The 16598-nt window shown below is 74.1% G+C and carries 17 protein-coding genes; 10 read left to right on the forward strand and 7 right to left on the reverse strand.

From position 1 onward, the window contains the following. Position 1 precedes the first annotated feature (1 nt). From IE248_RS11535 to IE248_RS11545, 3 genes are read right to left on the reverse strand one after another with little or no spacing between them, the layout of a single operon-like run. Positions 2 to 1027 (reverse strand): NAD(P)/FAD-dependent oxidoreductase, encoded by a 1026-nt coding sequence (locus tag IE248_RS11535; protein WP_073798625.1) that lies wholly within the window; start codon positions 1025 to 1027, stop codon positions 2 to 4. Continuing rightward, complete coding sequence (locus IE248_RS11540; protein ID WP_268254050.1) at positions 1024 to 1629, reverse strand: isoprenylcysteine carboxyl methyltransferase family protein; 606 nt, start codon at positions 1627 to 1629, stop codon at positions 1024 to 1026. The genes IE248_RS11535 and IE248_RS11540 overlap by 4 nt, the downstream gene beginning before the upstream one ends. A gap of 23 nt (positions 1630 to 1652) precedes the next feature. Further along, positions 1653 to 2714: a type III polyketide synthase gene (locus tag IE248_RS11545; protein ID WP_037798835.1), complete on the reverse strand. Its 1062-nt coding sequence runs from the start codon at positions 2712 to 2714 to the stop codon at positions 1653 to 1655. Between the two features lie 99 nt (positions 2715 to 2813). Here IE248_RS11545 and IE248_RS11550 point away from each other — a divergent pair, with 99 nt between their 5' ends. After that, a complete protein-coding gene (locus IE248_RS11550) occupies positions 2814 to 3677 on the forward strand; it encodes a UbiA family prenyltransferase (protein ID WP_229895259.1) in 864 nt (287 codons plus the stop codon). A gap of 3 nt (positions 3678 to 3680) precedes the next feature. Here IE248_RS11550 and IE248_RS11555 read toward each other — a convergent pair whose 3' ends face one another. Then, the gene (locus IE248_RS11555) at positions 3681 to 5042 is read right to left on the reverse strand and encodes an NAD(P)/FAD-dependent oxidoreductase (RefSeq protein ID WP_037798836.1); all 1362 of its coding nucleotides are present in this window, start codon (positions 5040 to 5042) and stop codon (positions 3681 to 3683) included. 181 nt (positions 5043 to 5223) lie between these two features. Between IE248_RS11555 and IE248_RS11560 the strand changes: the two genes are divergently transcribed. Next, positions 5224 to 6264 (forward strand): PHP domain-containing protein, encoded by a 1041-nt coding sequence (locus IE248_RS11560; RefSeq protein ID WP_037798838.1) that lies wholly within the window; start codon positions 5224 to 5226, stop codon positions 6262 to 6264. Positions 6265 to 6313: 49 nt separating this feature from the next. Here the strand turns inward: IE248_RS11560 and IE248_RS11565 are convergent, their stop codons facing one another. Both IE248_RS11565 and IE248_RS11570 read right to left on the reverse strand, forming a co-directional pair. After that, the gene (locus IE248_RS11565) at positions 6314 to 7126 is read right to left on the reverse strand and encodes a VOC family protein (RefSeq protein ID WP_229895260.1); all 813 of its coding nucleotides are present in this window, start codon (positions 7124 to 7126) and stop codon (positions 6314 to 6316) included. Positions 7127 to 7190: 64 nt separating this feature from the next. Further along, on the reverse strand, positions 7191 to 7739 hold the full coding sequence (locus tag IE248_RS11570; protein ID WP_078899777.1) for an HPP family protein: 549 nt from the start codon (positions 7737 to 7739) through the stop codon (positions 7191 to 7193). A 193-nt stretch (positions 7740 to 7932) separates the two neighbouring features. Here IE248_RS11570 and IE248_RS11575 point away from each other — a divergent pair, with 193 nt between their 5' ends. From IE248_RS11575 to IE248_RS11605, 7 genes are all read left to right on the forward strand, one after another. Beyond that, a complete protein-coding gene (locus tag IE248_RS11575) occupies positions 7933 to 8424 on the forward strand; it encodes a hypothetical protein (protein ID WP_037798840.1) in 492 nt (163 codons plus the stop codon). After that, on the forward strand, positions 8421 to 9530 hold the full coding sequence (locus IE248_RS11580) for a GNAT family N-acetyltransferase (protein ID WP_190030657.1): 1110 nt from the start codon (positions 8421 to 8423) through the stop codon (positions 9528 to 9530). Before IE248_RS11575 ends, IE248_RS11580 begins: the two co-directional genes overlap by 4 nt. Positions 9531 to 9635: 105 nt before the next feature. Next, positions 9636 to 10625 carry an isopenicillin N synthase family dioxygenase gene (locus IE248_RS11585; RefSeq protein WP_190030658.1) on the forward strand — a complete coding sequence of 330 codons (990 nt, stop codon included), beginning with the start codon at positions 9636 to 9638 and terminating at the stop codon, positions 10623 to 10625. A 77-nt stretch (positions 10626 to 10702) separates the two neighbouring features. Continuing rightward, positions 10703 to 11236, forward strand: a complete 534-nt coding sequence (locus tag IE248_RS11590) for a GNAT family N-acetyltransferase (RefSeq protein ID WP_037798842.1) — start codon at positions 10703 to 10705, stop codon at positions 11234 to 11236. A gap of 178 nt (positions 11237 to 11414) precedes the next feature. Next, positions 11415 to 12776 carry an FAD-dependent oxidoreductase gene (locus tag IE248_RS11595; protein ID WP_047960815.1) on the forward strand — a complete coding sequence of 454 codons (1362 nt, stop codon included), beginning with the start codon at positions 11415 to 11417 and terminating at the stop codon, positions 12774 to 12776. A gap of 245 nt (positions 12777 to 13021) precedes the next feature. Then, positions 13022 to 13804: an NADPH-dependent F420 reductase gene (locus tag IE248_RS11600; protein ID WP_324910131.1), complete on the forward strand. Its 783-nt coding sequence runs from the start codon at positions 13022 to 13024 to the stop codon at positions 13802 to 13804. A gap of 299 nt (positions 13805 to 14103) precedes the next feature. Continuing rightward, positions 14104 to 14307, forward strand: coding sequence for a cold-shock protein (locus IE248_RS11605; protein ID WP_030228921.1), 204 nt, complete (start codon positions 14104 to 14106; stop codon positions 14305 to 14307). A gap of 157 nt (positions 14308 to 14464) precedes the next feature. Here IE248_RS11605 and IE248_RS11610 read toward each other — a convergent pair whose 3' ends face one another. Further along, entirely contained in the window at positions 14465 to 15985 is a 1521-nt protein-coding gene (locus IE248_RS11610; RefSeq protein ID WP_190030659.1) for an MFS transporter, read from the reverse strand. A 136-nt stretch (positions 15986 to 16121) separates the two neighbouring features. Here IE248_RS11610 and IE248_RS11615 point away from each other — a divergent pair, with 136 nt between their 5' ends. Then, a complete protein-coding gene (locus IE248_RS11615) occupies positions 16122 to 16562 on the forward strand; it encodes a MarR family winged helix-turn-helix transcriptional regulator (protein ID WP_037798848.1) in 441 nt (146 codons plus the stop codon). Positions 16563 to 16598: the final 36 nt, after the last annotated feature.

The following is a 16598-nucleotide window of genomic DNA, read 5'->3' on the forward strand; positions in this document are numbered from 1 at the left end:
ACTACGCCAGCAGGTTGACCGCCCGGGTGAACGCTCCCGGGAGCCGGGCGGCCACCGGGACGATGCGGCGGGCCAGCGGCGGCCGCCCGCGGGCCCAGAGCAGGGACCCGGTGAGCGCGCGGTAGCCGCGGGAGAGCTCCCGCCAGGCCCGCTCGTACGCCTCCGGCCGGCCCGCCCTCACGCAGCGCACGAGTTCGCCCGCCGCCGTCAGGGCCAGCGTGAGGCCCTCGCCGGTCAGCGCGTCGACGTAGCCGGCGGCGTCGCCCACGAACAGCACCCGCCCGGCCACCCGGGTCCGTGCCCGCTGCCGCAGCGGCCCGGCCCCGCGCACCGGCCCGCCGGACGCGCCCCGCAACCGCTCGGCCAGCAGCGGGAACCGGGCGAGCTGGGTGTCGAAGGGGGCTTGCTCGGAGGTCAGTACGGCCACACCGATCCGGCCGGGCGCCAGCGGGGTCACGTACGCCTCGCACCGCGCGGACCAGTACACCTCGACGAGATCGCTCCACGGCTCCGCGTCGTGGTGGCGGCGCAGCCCGTAGCGCGCGGGCCGGCCCCGTACGGGCGGCGCCGACAGGCCGAGTCCGCGCCGGACGGGGGAGTGCAGGCCGTCCGCCGCGACCAGGTACCGGGCGGTCAGCCCGGCGGCGGCGACCCGGTGTTCGTCCTGGCGGACCTCCTCGACGCGGCGCGGCAGCACCCGTACGCCCAGCGCGGCGGCGCGTTCGGCCAGGGCGGCCTGGAGGTCGGTCCGCCGGGCACCGAGGCCGGGACCGGCCCGGAAGAGGCCCTCCGCCTGCCGGCCGGTGACGCCGTCGAGGTAGCGGATGCCCCGGAAGGGCCGGCCGGGGACGCTCACGCCGAGCTCGGCGAGCCTGCGCAGCCCGCCCGGCATCAGCCCCTCACCGCAGGCCTTGTCGATGGGCGTGGCCCGCGGCTCCAGAACCACCGCCTCCATCCCGGCCAGCGCCCCGTGGATCGCGGTGGCCAGCCCTGCGGGCCCCCCGCCGGCGATCAGCAGATCGATCACGCCGAGGGCCCTGCGGGGCTCGTGGCGGCGGCTCCCGCGCCGGCTCCCGCCGTGGTGCCCGTGGGTTCGGCCGTGGCGGTGTGGGTGGTGGGGGCGGGGGCGGTTGTCAGGGCCGTGTCCTCGCAGCGGATGCGAACGGTCAGGAGGGCGGCGTTCAGCGCGGTGAACGCGGCCGCCGTCAGCCAGGCGGAGTGCACCAGCGGCAGCGCGGCGCCCTCCACCACGACGGCCACGTAGTTGGGGTGGCGCAGCAGCCGGTACGGGCCGCCCGCGACCAGCGGGAGACCCGGCACCACGAGCACCCGGGTGTTCCAGCGCGGCCCGAGCGTCGTGATGCACCACCAGCGCAGGCCCTGCGCCAGGGCGGCCAGCGCGAGCGCGGACCAGCCGAGCATCGGGACGAACGGGCGCCCCGCCGCCCAGGGTTCCACCGCGCAGCCCACCAGCAGCGCGGTGTGCAGGGCGACCATCGCGGGGTAGTGGCCGCGGCCGTACTCGCGGGCGCCGCGGGCCAGGCTCCAGCGGGCGTTGCGGCGGGCGACGGCCAGCTCGGCGATCCGCTCGGCCGCGACGAGGCCGAGCAGCAGCAGGTAGAGGCTCAGGGGCAGGGTCATCGGCATCGGTGTCACCAGCGCAGCAGGACGAGTTCGGAGGCGAAGCCCGGACCGAAGGCGAGCATCAGCCCGACCGCGCCGGGAGCGGGCGGCCCGTCGGCCTGGATCCCGCCGAGGATGTGCAGGACGGACGCGGAGGAGAGGTTCCCGGCGCTCGCCAGCGAGCGCCGGCTCGCCGCGAAGGCGCCGTCCGGCAGGGACAGGGTCTCCGCCAGGACGTCCAGGATCTTCGGCCCGCCCGGATGGCAGATCCAGGCGTCGACGTCCCCGGGTTTGAGGTCGTGCCCGGCCAGGAACGTCTCGACTTCCTCTGCCACGTGCAGCCGCACCAGCTCCGGGAGTTCACGGCCCAGCACCATCCGGAAGCCCCAGTGGCCGATGTCCCACCCGAGCAGCCCCTCGGTGCCCGGGTAGAGCCGGCTGCGCGAGGCCACCACCGTCGGCCCGCTGCCGGTGTCGTACAGGGGGTGCTCGCGCCCCACCGCCAGCAGGGCGCCGGCCCCGTCGCCGAACAGGGCCCCCGCCACCAGGTTGGCCATCGAGGTGTCGGTGGGCTGGAGGGTCAGCGAGCAGAGCTCGGTCGACAGCAGCAGCGCGGCGTCGGCGGGGCGGCCGGTCAGGAGGTCGTGGAGGTGACCGAGCCCGGCGGCGCCCGCCGCGCAGCCGAGCCCGAACAGCGGCATCCGCTTCACATCGGGCCGCAGCCCGGCCCGGGTGACGAGCCGCGCCTCCAGCGAGGGCGTCGCGAGCCCGGTCACGGTGGTCGACATGACGAGGTCCACGTCCTGCGGCGCGCATCCGCCGCCCGCGAGGGCCAGCGCGGTGGCCCTCGCCCCGAGCTCCAGCGCGGTGTCGACGAAGAGGGCGTTGGTGGCGCCGAAATCGTTCGACGGCCCGTAACGCTCCAGCGGCAGCGCGAGGTTGCGGTGGTCGACCCGGACCGACGCGTGCACCCGGCGCAGCAGACCGGCGTCGGACCCCGGCGGCAGACAGCGGGCGAGGGCCTCGGTGATCTCCGGCTGCGGGTAGCGGTGGGGCGGGAACACGCTGCTCACTGACAGGACACGTGTCATTGACCCAACATAGGGAACAAGTGACGTTTCGCCAGGAATCACGCGAGCCGGGCGTGCCGCCGCCGCCCGGCGGCAGGGGCGGGCCCCTAAGGTGGCGCCGTGTCCGTCGCCACCGGAGAGAACCCGCCGCGCCGCGCCCGCCCGGGCGGCGGTGTGGTGGCGGGGCTGTCGAAGGCCTGCCACCCCCTGCCGGCCGCCGCCGTGACCGCGTTCGCCACCGCGCTGGCCGTCGCCGTGGGGCGGGGAGCGGCCGGCGCCGCCGTCACCGGCTGTGCGGTCGCGGCCGGGCAGCTGTCGGTGGGCTGGTGCAACGACCGGGTCGACCTGCGCCGCGACCTGGCGACCGGCCGGCCGGACAAACCCCTGGCCGTGGGCGGCGTACGGCCCGCCGCCGTGACCGCCGCCGCGCTCGCGGCGCTGCTGCTGTGCGTACCGCTCTCGCTCGTCTGCGGGCCCCTCGCCGGGGCCGCGCACCTGTGCGGGGTCGGGGCCGCCTGGGCGTACAACCTGCGGCTCAAGGGCACGGCCGCCTCCTGGCTCCCGTACGCCCTGGCCTTCGGGCTGCTCCCGGCGTTCGTCACGCTCGGCCTGCCCGGGGCGCCCTGGCCGCCGCTCTGGCTGATGGCGGCCGCTGCCCTGCTCGGCGCGGGCGCGCACTTCGCCAACGTCCTCCCGGACATCGAGGACGACCTGGCCACCGGGATCCGCGGCCTGCCGCAGCGGCTCGGGGCCCGGCGCTCCGGGGCGCTGGCCGGGCTCCTCGTCCTCGGCTCGGCCCTCGCCCTGGTCGCCGGGCCGCCGGGGCCCGTCACCCCGTACGGCCTCGGCCTGCTCGCGGTCACGGCCGCCACGGCGCTGCTCGCCGCAGCCCGGCCGGGAGGACGCATCCCCTTCCACGCCACGCTGGTCGTCGCGGGCGCCGATGTGGCGCTGCTCCTGGCGCGGGGCGCGGGACTGCGCTGAGCCTCACTCCCGGGCCCGGAGCGCGGCCGTGTGCGCCCGGACCTGCTCCGGTGTCAGATAGGCGTCGGTGTACTCGAAGTCGCGCAGGGTGGCGGGCTGCTGGGCCTGGAACCCGGTCCGTACGAAATCGTCCCCGGCGACGGCGTTGAGCAGCCAGTTCGTCAGCACCCGGGTCTTGGCCACGTTGGTCCGCAGCGCCGACCAGTGGTACCCGCGGGCCACGGCCTGCGCCGGGAGGCCGCGCAGTTCGATGCCGAGCGGCTTGGACACGGCGTCCGTCCCGCCGAGGTCCACCACGAGACCGAGGTCCTTGTGCACGTACGGCCGCGTCGGCCCGCCGCGGAGCGTGGCGATCACGTTGTCGGCGACCGCGCGCCCCTGCCGCATGGCGTGCTGCGCGGTGGGCGGGCAGATCGCGCCGTCCCCCTTGGCCAGGTCCGGTACGGCCGCCGAGTCGCCGAGGGCGAAGACCCCGTCGGCGCCGGGCACGGTCATGTCGGGCCGCACCACGAGCCGCCCCGCCAGCGTCTCGGTGCCCAGCGTGCCCACCAGCGGGCTCGCGGCGACACCGGCCGTCCAGATCAGGGTGCGGCTGGGCAGGACCCGTCCGTCGGTGAGCGTCACCTTCTCGGCGGAGACCTCGGCGACCGACACCCCGAGGGAGACCTCGATCCCGCGCCGGCGCAGGATCCCGAGGGCGGCCTGGCCGAGGGCGTCACCCAGCTCGGGCATCAGCTTCGGGGCCAGGTCGACCAGGTGCCACTTGATCTGCCGGGGGTCCAGCCGCGGGTAGCGGGACGCCGCGTTGCGGGTGAGCCGCTGCAGGCAGGCCGCCGTCTCGGTGCCCGCGTAGCCGCCGCCGACCACCACGAACCGCAGCCGCGAGGCGCGTTCCTCCTCGTCCTGGCTGGCGTCCGCCAGATCCAGCTGGGCGATGACGTGGTCGCGCAGGTACGCGGCCTCCGCGAGGGTCTTCATCCCCCGCGCGTGCGTCACCAGCCCCGGGATGTCGAAGGTGCGGGTGATGCTGCCCGGAGCCAGCACGAGCACGTCGTACGGCTCGTCGACCACCTCCCCGGTGATCTTGCGGATCACACAGACCCGCGCCTTCGGATCCACCCCGACGGCGCCCCCGGGGATGATGCGGGTGCGGTGCTTGTGGCTGCGGCGCAGCGAGACGGCGACCGACTGCGGGGTCAGCACCCCGGCCGCCACCTGCGGCAGCAGCGGCAGATACAGCTGGTACGAGAACGGCGTGACCAGCGAGACCTCCGCCTCTGCGGGGGACAGCCGGCGCTCCAGCCGCCGTACGCACTCGACCCCGGCGAAGCCGGCGCCCACTACGAGGATCCTCGATCGCGACACGGTGTACGTCCCTTCGCGGCCTGCCCGGTTGATCTGTACTCCGGGTCGTCTGCCCCGTACGACGCGCCTTGCACGCCGATTTCACGCCGACCGGCCGGGCCGTGCGCACCGCCCCGGCGCGCCCGCCCGGGGCTCCGTGGCCAGACTGGGACGAAGGAGGCAGGACCTGAGGAGGTACGCGATGGACCCCGTGGCCGCGCTGAGCCGGATCGCGTTCCTGCTGGAGCGCGCCCAGGCGCCCACCTACCGGGTCGCGGCCTTCCGCACCGCGGCGGACGCGGTCGTACGGCTCGGCGGGCGCGAGGTGGCCGAACGGGCCGGGGCGGGCACGCTGGAGGCGGTCAAGGGCATCGGGCCCAAGACCGCCCAGGTCGTCCGGGAGGCACTCGCGGGGGAGATCCCCGCGTACCTCCAGGGGCTGGAGGACGAGGTCGCGGCGCACCCCGAGGGGCCGCCGGCCACCCCCGCGGCCCTCGCGCTGCGGGCGGCCCTGCGCGGCGACTGCCACCTGCACTCCGAGTGGTCCGACGGCGGCAGCCCCATCGAGGCCATGGGCCGCACCGCAGCCGAGCTGGGGCACGAGTGGGCCGTCCTCACGGACCACTCGCCGAGCCTGAAGGTCGCCCGGGGGCTCACGCCGCAGCGGCTGCGCGAACAGCTGGACGCGGTGGCGGAGCTGAACGCGCGCTGGGCGCCCTTCCGGCTGCTCACCGGCATCGAGTGCGACATCCTGGCCGACGGCTCCCTCGACCAGGAGCCCGCGCTGCTCGACGAGCTCGACGTGGTCGTCGCCTCCGTGCACTCCAAGCTGAGGATGGACGCGCCCGCCATGACCCGGCGGCTGCTCGCCGCCGTGCGCAACCCGCTCACGGACGTCCTCGGGCACTGCACGGGGCGCCTGGTCACCGGGAAGACCCGGCCCGAGTCCGCCTTCGACGCCGAGGCCGTCTTCGCGGCCTGCGCCGAGGCCGGGACCGCCGTCGAGATCAACAGCAGACCCGAACGGCTGGACCCGCCCCGACGGCTGCTGAAGCGTGCCGTGGCGGCCGGGACCCTCTTCGCGATCGACACGGACGCGCATGCCCCCGGGCAGCTGGACTGGCAGCTCACCGGCTGCGAACGGGCCGTGGAGTGCGGGGTCGCGGCCGAGCGGGTCGTCAACACCTGGACCGAGGAGGAACTCCTCACCTGGACCCGCACCCGCCGCCCCCCGGCCGCCTGACGCCGGGGCCGTCAGCCGTCAGCCGTGAGCTGTCGGCCGCCAGCCGTCGTCAGCTGTCGTCGTCCCGTTCGCGGGCCGTGGTGAGGGTGAACAGGGCCCCGTCCGGATCGCGCAGGGCCACCCACCGCTCCGTCTCGTTCCCGGTGACCTCGGAGACGGTGCGCCCGCCCAGGTCGAGGGCCGCCGCGCGGGCGAGGTCCAGGTCCGGGACCCGGAAGTGCACGTGCCAGCGCGGCCGGGCATGCGCGAAATAGGCCGCCGTCTCGACCGGACCGCTGTTCAGCCGGGCGACGGGCTCCCCGCCCTGCCGCAGCACGACCTGGTCCTCCTCGTACGAGACCTCACAGCATCCGGCGCGCCCGCTGGCCCACTCCAGCACCTCGCCGTAGAAGATCGCCGACTCGAACGCGTTGCGCGTACGCAGCTCCAGCCACGCCGGCGCCTGCCCCGCGCCCACCCGCCAGTCGGCCGCCACCGGTCCTTCCCAGATCCCGAAGACCGCGCCGTCCCGGTCGGCCACCAGCGCCCCGCGTCCCCCCGACTCGAACGAGACGGGACCGACCGCGATGGTCCCGCTGCGCTCCCGGATCCGGTCGGCCGCCACATCGGCGTCGTCGACCGCGAAGTACGGGGTCCAGGCCACCGCCATCGCCAGATCCGCGGCCAGCGCGCCGATGCCCGCCACGGGCACCCCGTCGGCCTCGGCGACCGAGAAGGCGTCCCCGAGGCGGGCCGGCCGGAACTTCCAGCCCACGACGGCGCCGTAGAACCGCTGGGCCGCATCGAGGTCGCGGGCCATCAGGCTGACCCAGCACGGGGCCCCGAAGACGTCCTTCGTGGAGATCCGGCTTCCCTGCCTCATGTCTTCGAGCGTACGCGGGCACGGCGGGCGACGGGCCGCACCCGCGCCGGCCGCGCCCGGCCCGTCACCACCAGTAGGCGGGGTACCTCGGCGCCCCTCGGCGGACCCGGGAGGCGGCGAAACCGGTCAGCACCAGCAGGACCGTCGAACCGAACAGGAGCGGGACGAACCGGTCCGGCGCGGGAGCCTGCAGGACGATGATCACGGCGGTGGCCACGGCCGGCGAGTGCGGGGTGCGGGCCACCATGTTCAGCGCGAGCGTGACACCGGCCGCGACGGCCGCCGCCCACGCGCTGCCGCCCGCGGCGGCGAGGACGGCGTACCCCACGGCGGCGCCCACCAGGTGCCCGACGATGACCCCGCGCGGCTGGGCCAGCGGCAGCGTCGGGGCGCTGTGGACCAGCGCGGCACTGGCGGCCAGCGGCGGTATCAGCACCGGCTCGTGGATCATCGCGCCGATCGCGACGAGCCCCAGCAGGACGGCGGTCACCGCGCTGACGCTGTGCAGGGCGGCCGCGGTGGTGGGCCGGGCCGGAGCCCGGGTGGGCGCGGGCAGGGGCGCGGGCGTGGGCAGGGGCGTGGGCTGCGGACGCAGCGCCGCGTGGGGGCTCATGTGCGGAGTTTCCGGGCAGGGGGAAGTGCGCGACGACTGTATCCGTCTGGTGTTCGACCGCCTGTTTCGGGGGTGGGTGAAACATCAATCAACGCGGAACGGCCGGTCCTGATCGTGTATGACTGCCACTGCACCGCTGAGGGCCACGCGCGATCCCCCGGAGATCGGATCAGGCCCGGGAAGGACGGGTCCGATGACACCATTCCGCCATGCCGAGGTCCTGACGGAACTCGATTCGGTGATCGCCGGAGCCCCCGCGGACGCGACCGGCGCGCTGTGGCGGCTGACCGGCAGCCCGCGCGGCCTCGACTCCAACCTGATCCGGCTGCCGCCCGGCGGCCACATCGCGCAACACGCCGAGCCCGCCCTCGACGTGCTGCTCGTCGTCGTCGAGGGCACCGGCCGGCTGGACGGCGAGGAGGGCCCGCACCCGCTGCGGCCGCTCGCGGTCGCCTGGCTGCCGAAGGGGTCCCGCCGCTCGCTGACGGCCGGCCCGGACGGGCTGGCGTACCTCACGGTGCACGCCCGCCGCCCGGGCCTCGGCATCGCGCCCGCCCCGGCCGAGGGCGGCGAGAGCGCCTGCCTGCTCCACCGGGTCTGCCCCGACTGCGGCCGGCTCGCCGCGGAACCCGGCGCCCGCTACTGCGCCCGCTGCGGCAGCCCGCTGCCGGGGGGCGGCGCGTGACTCCCGGCCGGGCCGCCGACGACCTCGACACCGCCGTGGCCCTCGGCGTGCGCGCGCTGCGGGAGGCGGCCGGGCTCGACTGGTCCGCCCGCGCCGCCGGCCTGGAGTGGAGCCGCCGCGACACCGCCGTCCACCTGGCGGGCGATCTCACCGGCTTCGCCGCGCAGCTCGCGGCCCGGGCGAGCGGCGGGTACCTGCCGCTCCTGGTGGACGCCGCCCCCGCCGCCGCGCCCGGCGCCCTGATCGACCTCGTCGAGGCGGCCGGCCGGCTGCTCGGCGCCGCCGTGCGCGCCGCCGGCCCGGGCGACCGGGCCTGGCACCCGGCCGGCGCGGCGGACGCCGACGGCTTCGCCGCGATGGGGGTGACCGAGGTGCTGGTGCACACCCACGACATCCTGAGCGGCGCCGGCGGCACGGCCTGGGAAGCCCCCGCGGACCTCTCCGCCCGCGTCCTCGCCCGCCTCTTCCCCCACGTCGCCGCCCGCCGGCACCACGCCACCGGCGGCGGGCCCTGGGCCGCGCTGCTGTGGGCGACCGGGCGGGCCGACCTCCCGGGGCTGCCCCGGCCGCGGGTCTGGCGCTGGTACAACGAGCCGGTCCGGGGGAGGGGGGTCACCCTCTGCGAGATCTCCCCGGCGCTCGCCGCCGACCTGTGCGCCGGGGGCACCGGCGGTTTCGCCTGGCCCGCCGACGGGCCCGCCGAGGGCACCCGGCTCGCCGCCGGGACGGTGGTGAAGGCGCGCGAGGACGGCACGTACCGGCCGGGCTGGGGCGCGTACGCGATCGTCCGCGACCAGGACCGCCGGGCGGTGGGCGGGATCGGCTTCCACGCCGCCCCCGACGGCGACGGCCGCGCCGAGATCGGCTACGACCTCGTCCCCTCGGGGCGCGGCGCGGGGCACGCCACCGAGGCGCTGCGGGCCCTGTGCGCCTGGGCCTTCGCCCAGCCGGGCGTGAGCGCGCTGTACGCCGGGGCCGACGACGCCAACGCGCCCTCCCGCGCCGTGCTGCGACGCGCCGGCTTCCGGCGGACCGGGCACGTCGCCGGCACCGGCTGGTACGCGCTGACCCCGCAGGAGCGGGGTACGGCCCCCGAGACGCTCTAGTTGTGCCGTGCCGGGCGTCGCGCCCCGGTGAACCTTCCCGGTCACCGCACTAGTCTCCGTAGCGGACGCCCGAAGCCCGGTACCCGCTCGGAAGGCAGGTCCCCGATGGTGAGTTCCCAGGTCCCCGTGATCGATCTCGGGCCGTGGCGGTCGGGCGGGCCCGCGCCGCGCGCCGCGATCGCCGCCCGGGTCGACGAGGCCCTCCAGGCGGCCGGTTTCCTGCTGGTCACCGGCCATGGCGTCGACCCCGCGCTGCCCGCCCGGATCCGGGAGGCGGCGCGCGCCTTCTTCCGGCTTCCGGCCGCGGTCAAGGAGCCGTACGCCGTGTCCGTCGGGGGCCGCGGCTGGCTCGGCCCGGGAGCGGAGGCCAACAGCTACGCGGAGGGTCAGGCTTCGCCGCCCGACCTCAAGGAGTCCTGGTCGTGCGCGGCGGAGGACCCCACGGGGGTCGCCCGGGTCGACGCCGAGTGGTTCCGCCCGAACGCCTGGCCCGCCGAGGTCCCCGGGCTGCGGCCGCTGGTGCACGAGTACCTCACCGCGATGCGGGCCCTCTCGGACGAGCTGCTGGAACTGCTGGCCGCCGCCCTGGGGCTGGACGCGGACCATTTCACCCGGCACACCGGGCACCCCACCTGGGGGTTCAACGTCAACTGGTACCCCGGGACCGCGACCGTCGGCCCGCCGCTGCCCGGCCAGTTCCGCATCGGGGCGCACACCGACTTCGGCACCGTCACCGTCCTCGACCGCGAACCGGGGGCGGGCGGCCTCCAGATCCACACCGACCGCGACGGCTGGCAGGACGCCCCGTACGACCCGGCCGCGCTCACCGTCAACATCGGCGACCTGCTCGCCCGCTGGACCGGGGACCGCTGGCGAGCGGGCCGGCACCGGGTCCTGCCGCCGCCAGCCGACGCCCCCGCCGAGGAACTGGTCTCGCTCGTCTACTTCTACGAGTGCGATCCGCACACCCGGGTCGAATCCCTCCCGGCCCCGCTCGGCCGGGTCACCCACGAACCCGTCGACTCCCACGCGTACCTGAGGTCCAAACTCGACGCGATCACTGTCCCCCTCGCCCCTGGCGAACGCCCCGGCTGACCCGGCCGCCGGGGCCCGCGGGGCCCGCGCGGGCCCCGGATTACCGCTGGTCGGCCGCGTTCGGCAGGATGTGGGGCATGACCGAGATCCGTACCCCCCGACTCCTCCTCCGCCGCTGGTCCGACGACGACCTCGTCCCCCTGTCGGAGATCAACGCCGACCCGGAGGTGATGCGCTGGATCGGAGACGGCTCCACCCTCGACCTCGACGGGACCGCCGAGGACATCGAGCGCTTCGAGGACGAGTGGGACGAGGAGGGCTTCGGCCCGTTCGCGGTCGAGCTGCTGGCCTCGGGCGAGCTGATCGGCGTGGTCGGGCTCTCCGTACCGGAGTGGCTGCCCGAGGTGCTGCCCGCCGTGGAGATCACCTGGCGCCTCGGACGTTCGTACTGGGGCCAGGGCTACGCCTCCGAAGCCGCCCAGGCCACCTTGGAGTTCGCCCTCCAGGACCGGGGTCTCGACCGGGTCATCGCCATCAACCGGGCGGGCAACGACGACTCCGAGAACGTGATCCGCAAGCTCGGCATGGAGCCGGACCGGGACACCACCGACCCCGAGCACGGCCACCTCCTCCAGGTGCACACCATCGACCTCACCGAGTACGAGGCCTGACGGCCGCCCCCGCCCGCCTCCCGCGGGAGGCGGGCCCCGAACGGCCCTCAAAGCAATGCTTGGGAGAGGCATAAGGTCGGGTTATGGGGGCATAGACGGGGGGCGGGTACCGGGTTAGGGTGGCCTTAGTTTAGGGTTCCTTTGATCAGTCTGTTGTCGGTCGAAGGGAACCCCAGTCATGTCTCGCCCCCTGCGGGTAGCAATCGTCGGTGCCGGCCCCGCCGGAATCTATGCCGCCGACGCGCTGCTGAAGTCCGAGACGGCCGCCGAACCGGGTGTCTCCATCGACCTCTTCGAGCGGATGCCCGCTCCCTTCGGCCTGATCCGGTACGGCGTCGCCCCCGACCACCCGCGGATCAAGGGCATCATCACCGCCCTCCACCAGGTGCTCGACAAGCCCCAGGTCCGGCTCTTCGGCAACGTCGACTACCCGAACGACATCAGCCTCGACGAGCTGCACTCCTTCTACGACGCCGTGATCTTCTCCACCGGCGCGACCGCCGACCGCGAGCTGCGCATCCCCGGCGTCGACCTGGACGGCTCCTACGGCGCAGCCGACTTCGTCTCCTGGTACGACGGCCACCCGGACGTCCCGCGCACCTGGCCGCTGGAGGCCGAGAAGGTCGCCGTCCTCGGCGTCGGCAACGTCGCGCTCGACGTCGCCCGCATCCTCGCCAAGACGGCCGACGAGCTGCTGCCGACCGAGATACCGCCGAACGTCTACGACGGCCTCAAGGTCAACAAGGCCCTTGAGGTGCACGTCTTCGGCCGCCGCGGTCCCGCGCAGGCCAAGTTCAGCCCGATGGAGCTCCGCGAGCTGGACCACTCGCCGAACATCGAGGTCATCGTCAACCCCGAGGACATCGACTACGACGAGGGCTCCATCGCCACCCGCCGCTCCAACAAGCAGGCGGACATGGTCGCCAAGACCCTGGAGAACTGGGCGATCCGCGACACCGGCGACCGGCCCCACAAGCTGTTCCTGCACTTCTTCGAGTCGCCCTCCGAGGTCCTCGGCGAGGACGGCAAGGTCGTGGGCCTGCGCACGGAGCGCACCGAGCTCGACGGCACCGGCAACGTCAAGGGCACCGGCCAGTTCACCGACTGGGACGTCCAGTCGGTCTACCGGGCCGTCGGCTACCTCTCGGACGAGCTGCCCAAGCTCCCCTGGGACGTCGAGTCCGGCACCGTCCCGGACGAGGGCGGCCGCGTGATCGAGGCCGGGGAGCCCCTGCCCTCGACGTACGTGACCGGCTGGATCCGCCGTGGCCCGATCGGCCTGATCGGCCACACCAAGGGCGATGCGAACGAGACCGTCGCGAACCTCCTCGCGGACTTCGCCGGCGGCAACCTACTCACCCCGCAGTCGCCGGCGCCGGAGGCCGTCGAGGCCTTCCTCTCCGGGCGTCAGGTCCGCTACACGACCTGGGACGGCTGGTACCTGCTGGACGCCGCCGAGAAGGCGCTCGGTGAGCCCGAGGGCCGCGAGCGCGTGAAGATCGTCGAGCGCGAGGGAATGCTCGGCGCGAGCGGCGCGTAGTCACGAGCGACGCGTGGTTTTTCAGGTGGGGCCCGCCTTCGGCGGGCCCCACCCGTTTTCGGCCCCTGTTCGCGGCCCCGGCACTGCCCTCACCCGCGCCTTCTCGGTTCGGACGGTTTTTCGGAAGCCGTGAAAATGGCCGAAATATGACGCGGGCGGCGTATCGGTGACTCGGTGCGGCCGGTACCCGCTCCCGCCCGAACAGGGCTTCGTTCGCGCCGAGTTGACGGACACCACTCGTTCGGGTGGACCGAAAAATTCTCCACCGCCGGACGGAATGCGCGGGGCCGTCACATGGTTCGGATCAACGCGATACCCGATACGCGTTACGTGACATCCGATTCCGCACGCACTGGAGCGCTCCCATGAAGATCGGCATCATCGGCGCCGGCAACATCGGCGGCAACCTGACCCGCCGGCTCACCGCCCTCGGGCACCAGGTGTCCGTCGCGAACTCGCGCGGCCCCCAGACGCTGACGGCGCTGGCGCAGGAGACGGGCGCGACCCCGGTCACCGTCGCCGAGGCCGCCCGCGGGGCCGAGGTGGTCGTGGTGACCGTCCCCCTGAAGAACGTGCCCGACCTGCCCTCCGGGCTCTTCGACGGGGCCGCCGACGGGTTCGCCGTCATCGACACCTGCAACTACTACCCCCAGCGGCGCGACGGCCGGATCGCCGGCATCGAGGACGAGGGCCTGACCGAGAGCCGCTGGACGGAGGGCCGGCTCGGCCACCCGGTCGTCAAGGCGTTCAACGGCACCTTCGCCGAAGACATCCTCAGCAAGCCCCTCCCGGCGGGTTCCCCGGACCGGATGGCCCTGCCGGTCGCGGCCGACGACGAGGCGGCGAAGAAGGTCGTCCGCGCCCTCATCGACGAGCTCGGCTTCGACACGGTCGACGCGGGCGGCCTCGACGACTCCTGGCGCCAGCAGCCGGGCACCCCGGTCTACGGGCTGCGGGCGGGCGTCGACGCCGTGGTCAAGGCGCTGGCCGAGGCCTCCCCGGAGCGCACGGCGGAGTTCCGCGGCTGACGGCAGGCGCGCCCTGACGGCCGTTTTACCTTCCCCATCCGCGCGGAAATATTCGAAATCCGCCGGGTGGGGGAACAAACCGCCGCCGACCGGGGGAAACGCTCCGCTCCCACCCGCATTCCCTGTGCTACGGTCGTCGCAGTTGCAGTTGTGGTTCCCAAAGACTTCAAGTGCTCTCGCCGGTCCGCCGGCGGGTGCATTTTTAATTTCCGGTGCTTTTTGCGGATGGGGCAATCATCACGGCGACTCCGGGCTCGCACAGTGCGCGTCCGGGTACTGCCCCTGAAGGAGAAATGCACATGGCATCTGGCACCGTGAAGTGGTTCAACGCGGAAAAGGGCTTCGGCTTCATCGAGCAGGACGGCGGCGGCGCTGACGTGTTCGCCCACTACTCGAACATCGCCACCCAGGGCTTCCGTGAGCTTCAGGAAGGCCAGAAGGTGAACTTCGATGTCACGCAGGGCCAGAAGGGCCCCCAGGCCGAGAACATCGTTCCCGCCTGACCTGAAAGCCTGCGCTGACGCGTAGAACGCGAGCCGGGGTCCGCACCATCTGGTGCGGACCCCGGCTTGTTTCTTTCAGGCCCGAAGCGTCACCGGCCTCCCGCGGCCGGGCCTGCTCCCCGCCCCAGCGCACCCGCGGGCCCTGGGGGGAGGGGAATCAGACGGCCTTCGCCGTCTCGTCCTGCCGCGCCTGCGGGGCGGCGGCCGGCTGCGCGGCGCCGGTGGAGGACTCCGACGCGCGCGGACCGTGCTGGCCGCGCAGGCCGATCCAGCTGATCAGTGCCACGAGGGCGAAGGCCACGGCGCCGATCACGAAGGTGAGGGTGAAACCGGACTCGGCGGGCAGCGCCGGAACGCCCGGCGGCAGGTGCTCGATCGTCTTGGACGCCAGGATCGTGGTGACGATGGCGCTGCCGATCGCGCTGCCCGTGGAACGGGAGATCGAGTTGATGCCGTTGGCGATGCCGCTCTGGTGGTGCGGGACGCTCGACATGATCACGGCGGGCATGGCCGCGTAGCCGAAGCTGACGGCCGCACCGACGATCAGGCCGGCGCCGATCACCGAGAACGTGTGGCCGTGGTCCACGGCGAGCCAGCCGAAGCCGACGGCGCCGAGCGCGGCGGCCAGGGCGAGCGCGACCCGGGGACCGCGGTGGCGGACCAGCTGGCCACCGACGGGGGAGGCGAGCAGCGAGACGATCGCACCCGGCAGCAGGAACTGGACCGACGCGCGCAGGATCGAGGCGTCGAAGCCGTAGCCGGTGAGCTTCTGCGGCATCTGGACGAGGTAGGAGACGCCCAGGAAGTTCGCGAACATGCCGAAGCCGACGAGGATGCCGGCCAGGTTGGCCATGAGCACCGGGCGGTGGACGAACATCTTCATGTCGACGAGCGGCTCGCGCACCTTGCGCTCGACCATGACCCAGACGGCGGTCATGACGGCGGCGCCGGCGAAGCTGCCCAGCGTACGGGCGGAGGCCCAGCCCCACTCGTGGCCCTGCGAGATCGGCAGCAGGAGGAGCAGCAGGGCGATGCCGAGGGTCAGCGCGCCGAGGAAGTCCGTACGGCCGCCGGTCTTGTGGCGGGTGGCGGGGACCAGGAAGACGACGGCGAGCAGGGCGAGGACCGCGAAGCCGGTCGCCATCCAGAAGGCGTTGCGGTAGTCGGCGTCGGAGCCCGAGGTGAGCAGACCGGTGGCGACGAGCGCGAGGCCGCTGCCGAACGCGAGCGTGCCGCTGACCAGTGCCATGGCGCCGGGCAGCTTCTGGGGCCGGACCTCCTCGCGCAGCACCGAAAGGGCCAGCGGGAAGATCGCGGTGGCGGCGCCCTGGAGCACCCGTCCCAGGATCAGCAGCGGCAGCGAGCTCGCGACCGCGGCGATGACGGAGCCCGCGACCATGACGCCGAGGACGGCCACCAGGGTGGGCTTCTTGCCGTGCTGGTCGCCGAAGCGGCCGAGCAGCGGGGTGAAGACGGCGGCGGACAGCAGGGTCGCGGTGGTCACCCAGCTGACGTTGGCGGTGGAGGTGCCGAGGTCGGTGCGGATCAGGCCCAGGATCGGGACGGGCAGGGTCTGCATCATCGACACGACCATGGCGGCGAGGCTCAGGGCGAAGACGATGACCGTCTCGTTCCTGGGCGGTGCGTCGGTGGCGGGTGCGGGTGCGGTGGTGCTCATGGGAGGCGGGACCTTCTTAGTGCTTCAGATCGCAGATGTTTGATGTCATCAAGTACTTCGAAGAAGGTAGGCGAAAATACTTGAGGAGGTCAAGTAAACAATTGATAATGTCAAGCATCTTGAGTACGCTCCAGTCATGAGCGCCACCACTCCGCAGGCCCCCACCAAGCTCCAGTTGCTGGAGCTGCTCGCCGCGATCGGGACCGCCCAGTGGCGCGACTTCGCCGCCGCCGCGGCCCGGTACGGGCTGACGTCCACCCAGGCGCGCGTGCTCGCGCAACTCGACGGCCCGGTGCCGATGCGCGGTCTGGCCACGCTGCTGGTGTGTGACGCGTCCAACGTCACCGGGATCGTGGACCGGCTGGAGGGGCGCGCACTGGTGCGCCGCGAACCGGACCCCGCCGACCGCCGCGTCAAGAACGTCGTGGCGACGGACGAGGGCCGCGAGATCATCCGGCGGGTGCGCGAGGAGATGCAGGCGACCCACGGCGCCCTCGACACCCTCGACGAGGCGGAGAGCGCGACGCTCTACGCCCTGCTGGAGCGGCTGCGCCGGCCCATGGAGAAGGACGCCTAGAGCGCCCTCGGATCGCGGGGTCGCGGGGTCGCCGGG

The organism is Streptomyces goshikiensis, from assembly GCF_014650555.1.
GTDB classification, from domain to species: domain Bacteria; phylum Actinomycetota; class Actinomycetes; order Streptomycetales; family Streptomycetaceae; genus Streptomyces; species Streptomyces goshikiensis.

Coding starts and splice junctions, on each gene's coding strand:
- IE248_RS11545 (WP_037798835.1), bottom strand. CDS start 2,714: ATGACACGTGTCCTGTCAGTGAGCAGCGTGTTCCCGCCCCACCGCTAC.
- IE248_RS11560 (WP_037798838.1), top strand. CDS start 5,224: ATGGACCCCGTGGCCGCGCTGAGCCGGATCGCGTTCCTGCTGGAGCGC.
- IE248_RS11565 (WP_229895260.1), bottom strand. CDS start 7,126: ATGAGGCAGGGAAGCCGGATCTCCACGAAGGACGTCTTCGGGGCCCCG.
- IE248_RS11570 (WP_078899777.1), bottom strand. CDS start 7,739: ATGAGCCCCCACGCGGCGCTGCGTCCGCAGCCCACGCCCCTGCCCACG.
- IE248_RS11575 (WP_037798840.1), top strand. CDS start 7,933: ATGACACCATTCCGCCATGCCGAGGTCCTGACGGAACTCGATTCGGTG.
- IE248_RS11585 (WP_190030658.1), top strand. CDS start 9,636: ATGGTGAGTTCCCAGGTCCCCGTGATCGATCTCGGGCCGTGGCGGTCG.
- IE248_RS11590 (WP_037798842.1), top strand. CDS start 10,703: ATGACCGAGATCCGTACCCCCCGACTCCTCCTCCGCCGCTGGTCCGAC.
- IE248_RS11595 (WP_047960815.1), top strand. CDS start 11,415: ATGTCTCGCCCCCTGCGGGTAGCAATCGTCGGTGCCGGCCCCGCCGGA.
- IE248_RS11605 (WP_030228921.1), top strand. CDS start 14,104: ATGGCATCTGGCACCGTGAAGTGGTTCAACGCGGAAAAGGGCTTCGGC.
- IE248_RS11610 (WP_190030659.1), bottom strand. CDS start 15,985: ATGAGCACCACCGCACCCGCACCCGCCACCGACGCACCGCCCAGGAAC.
- IE248_RS11615 (WP_037798848.1), top strand. CDS start 16,122: ATGAGCGCCACCACTCCGCAGGCCCCCACCAAGCTCCAGTTGCTGGAG.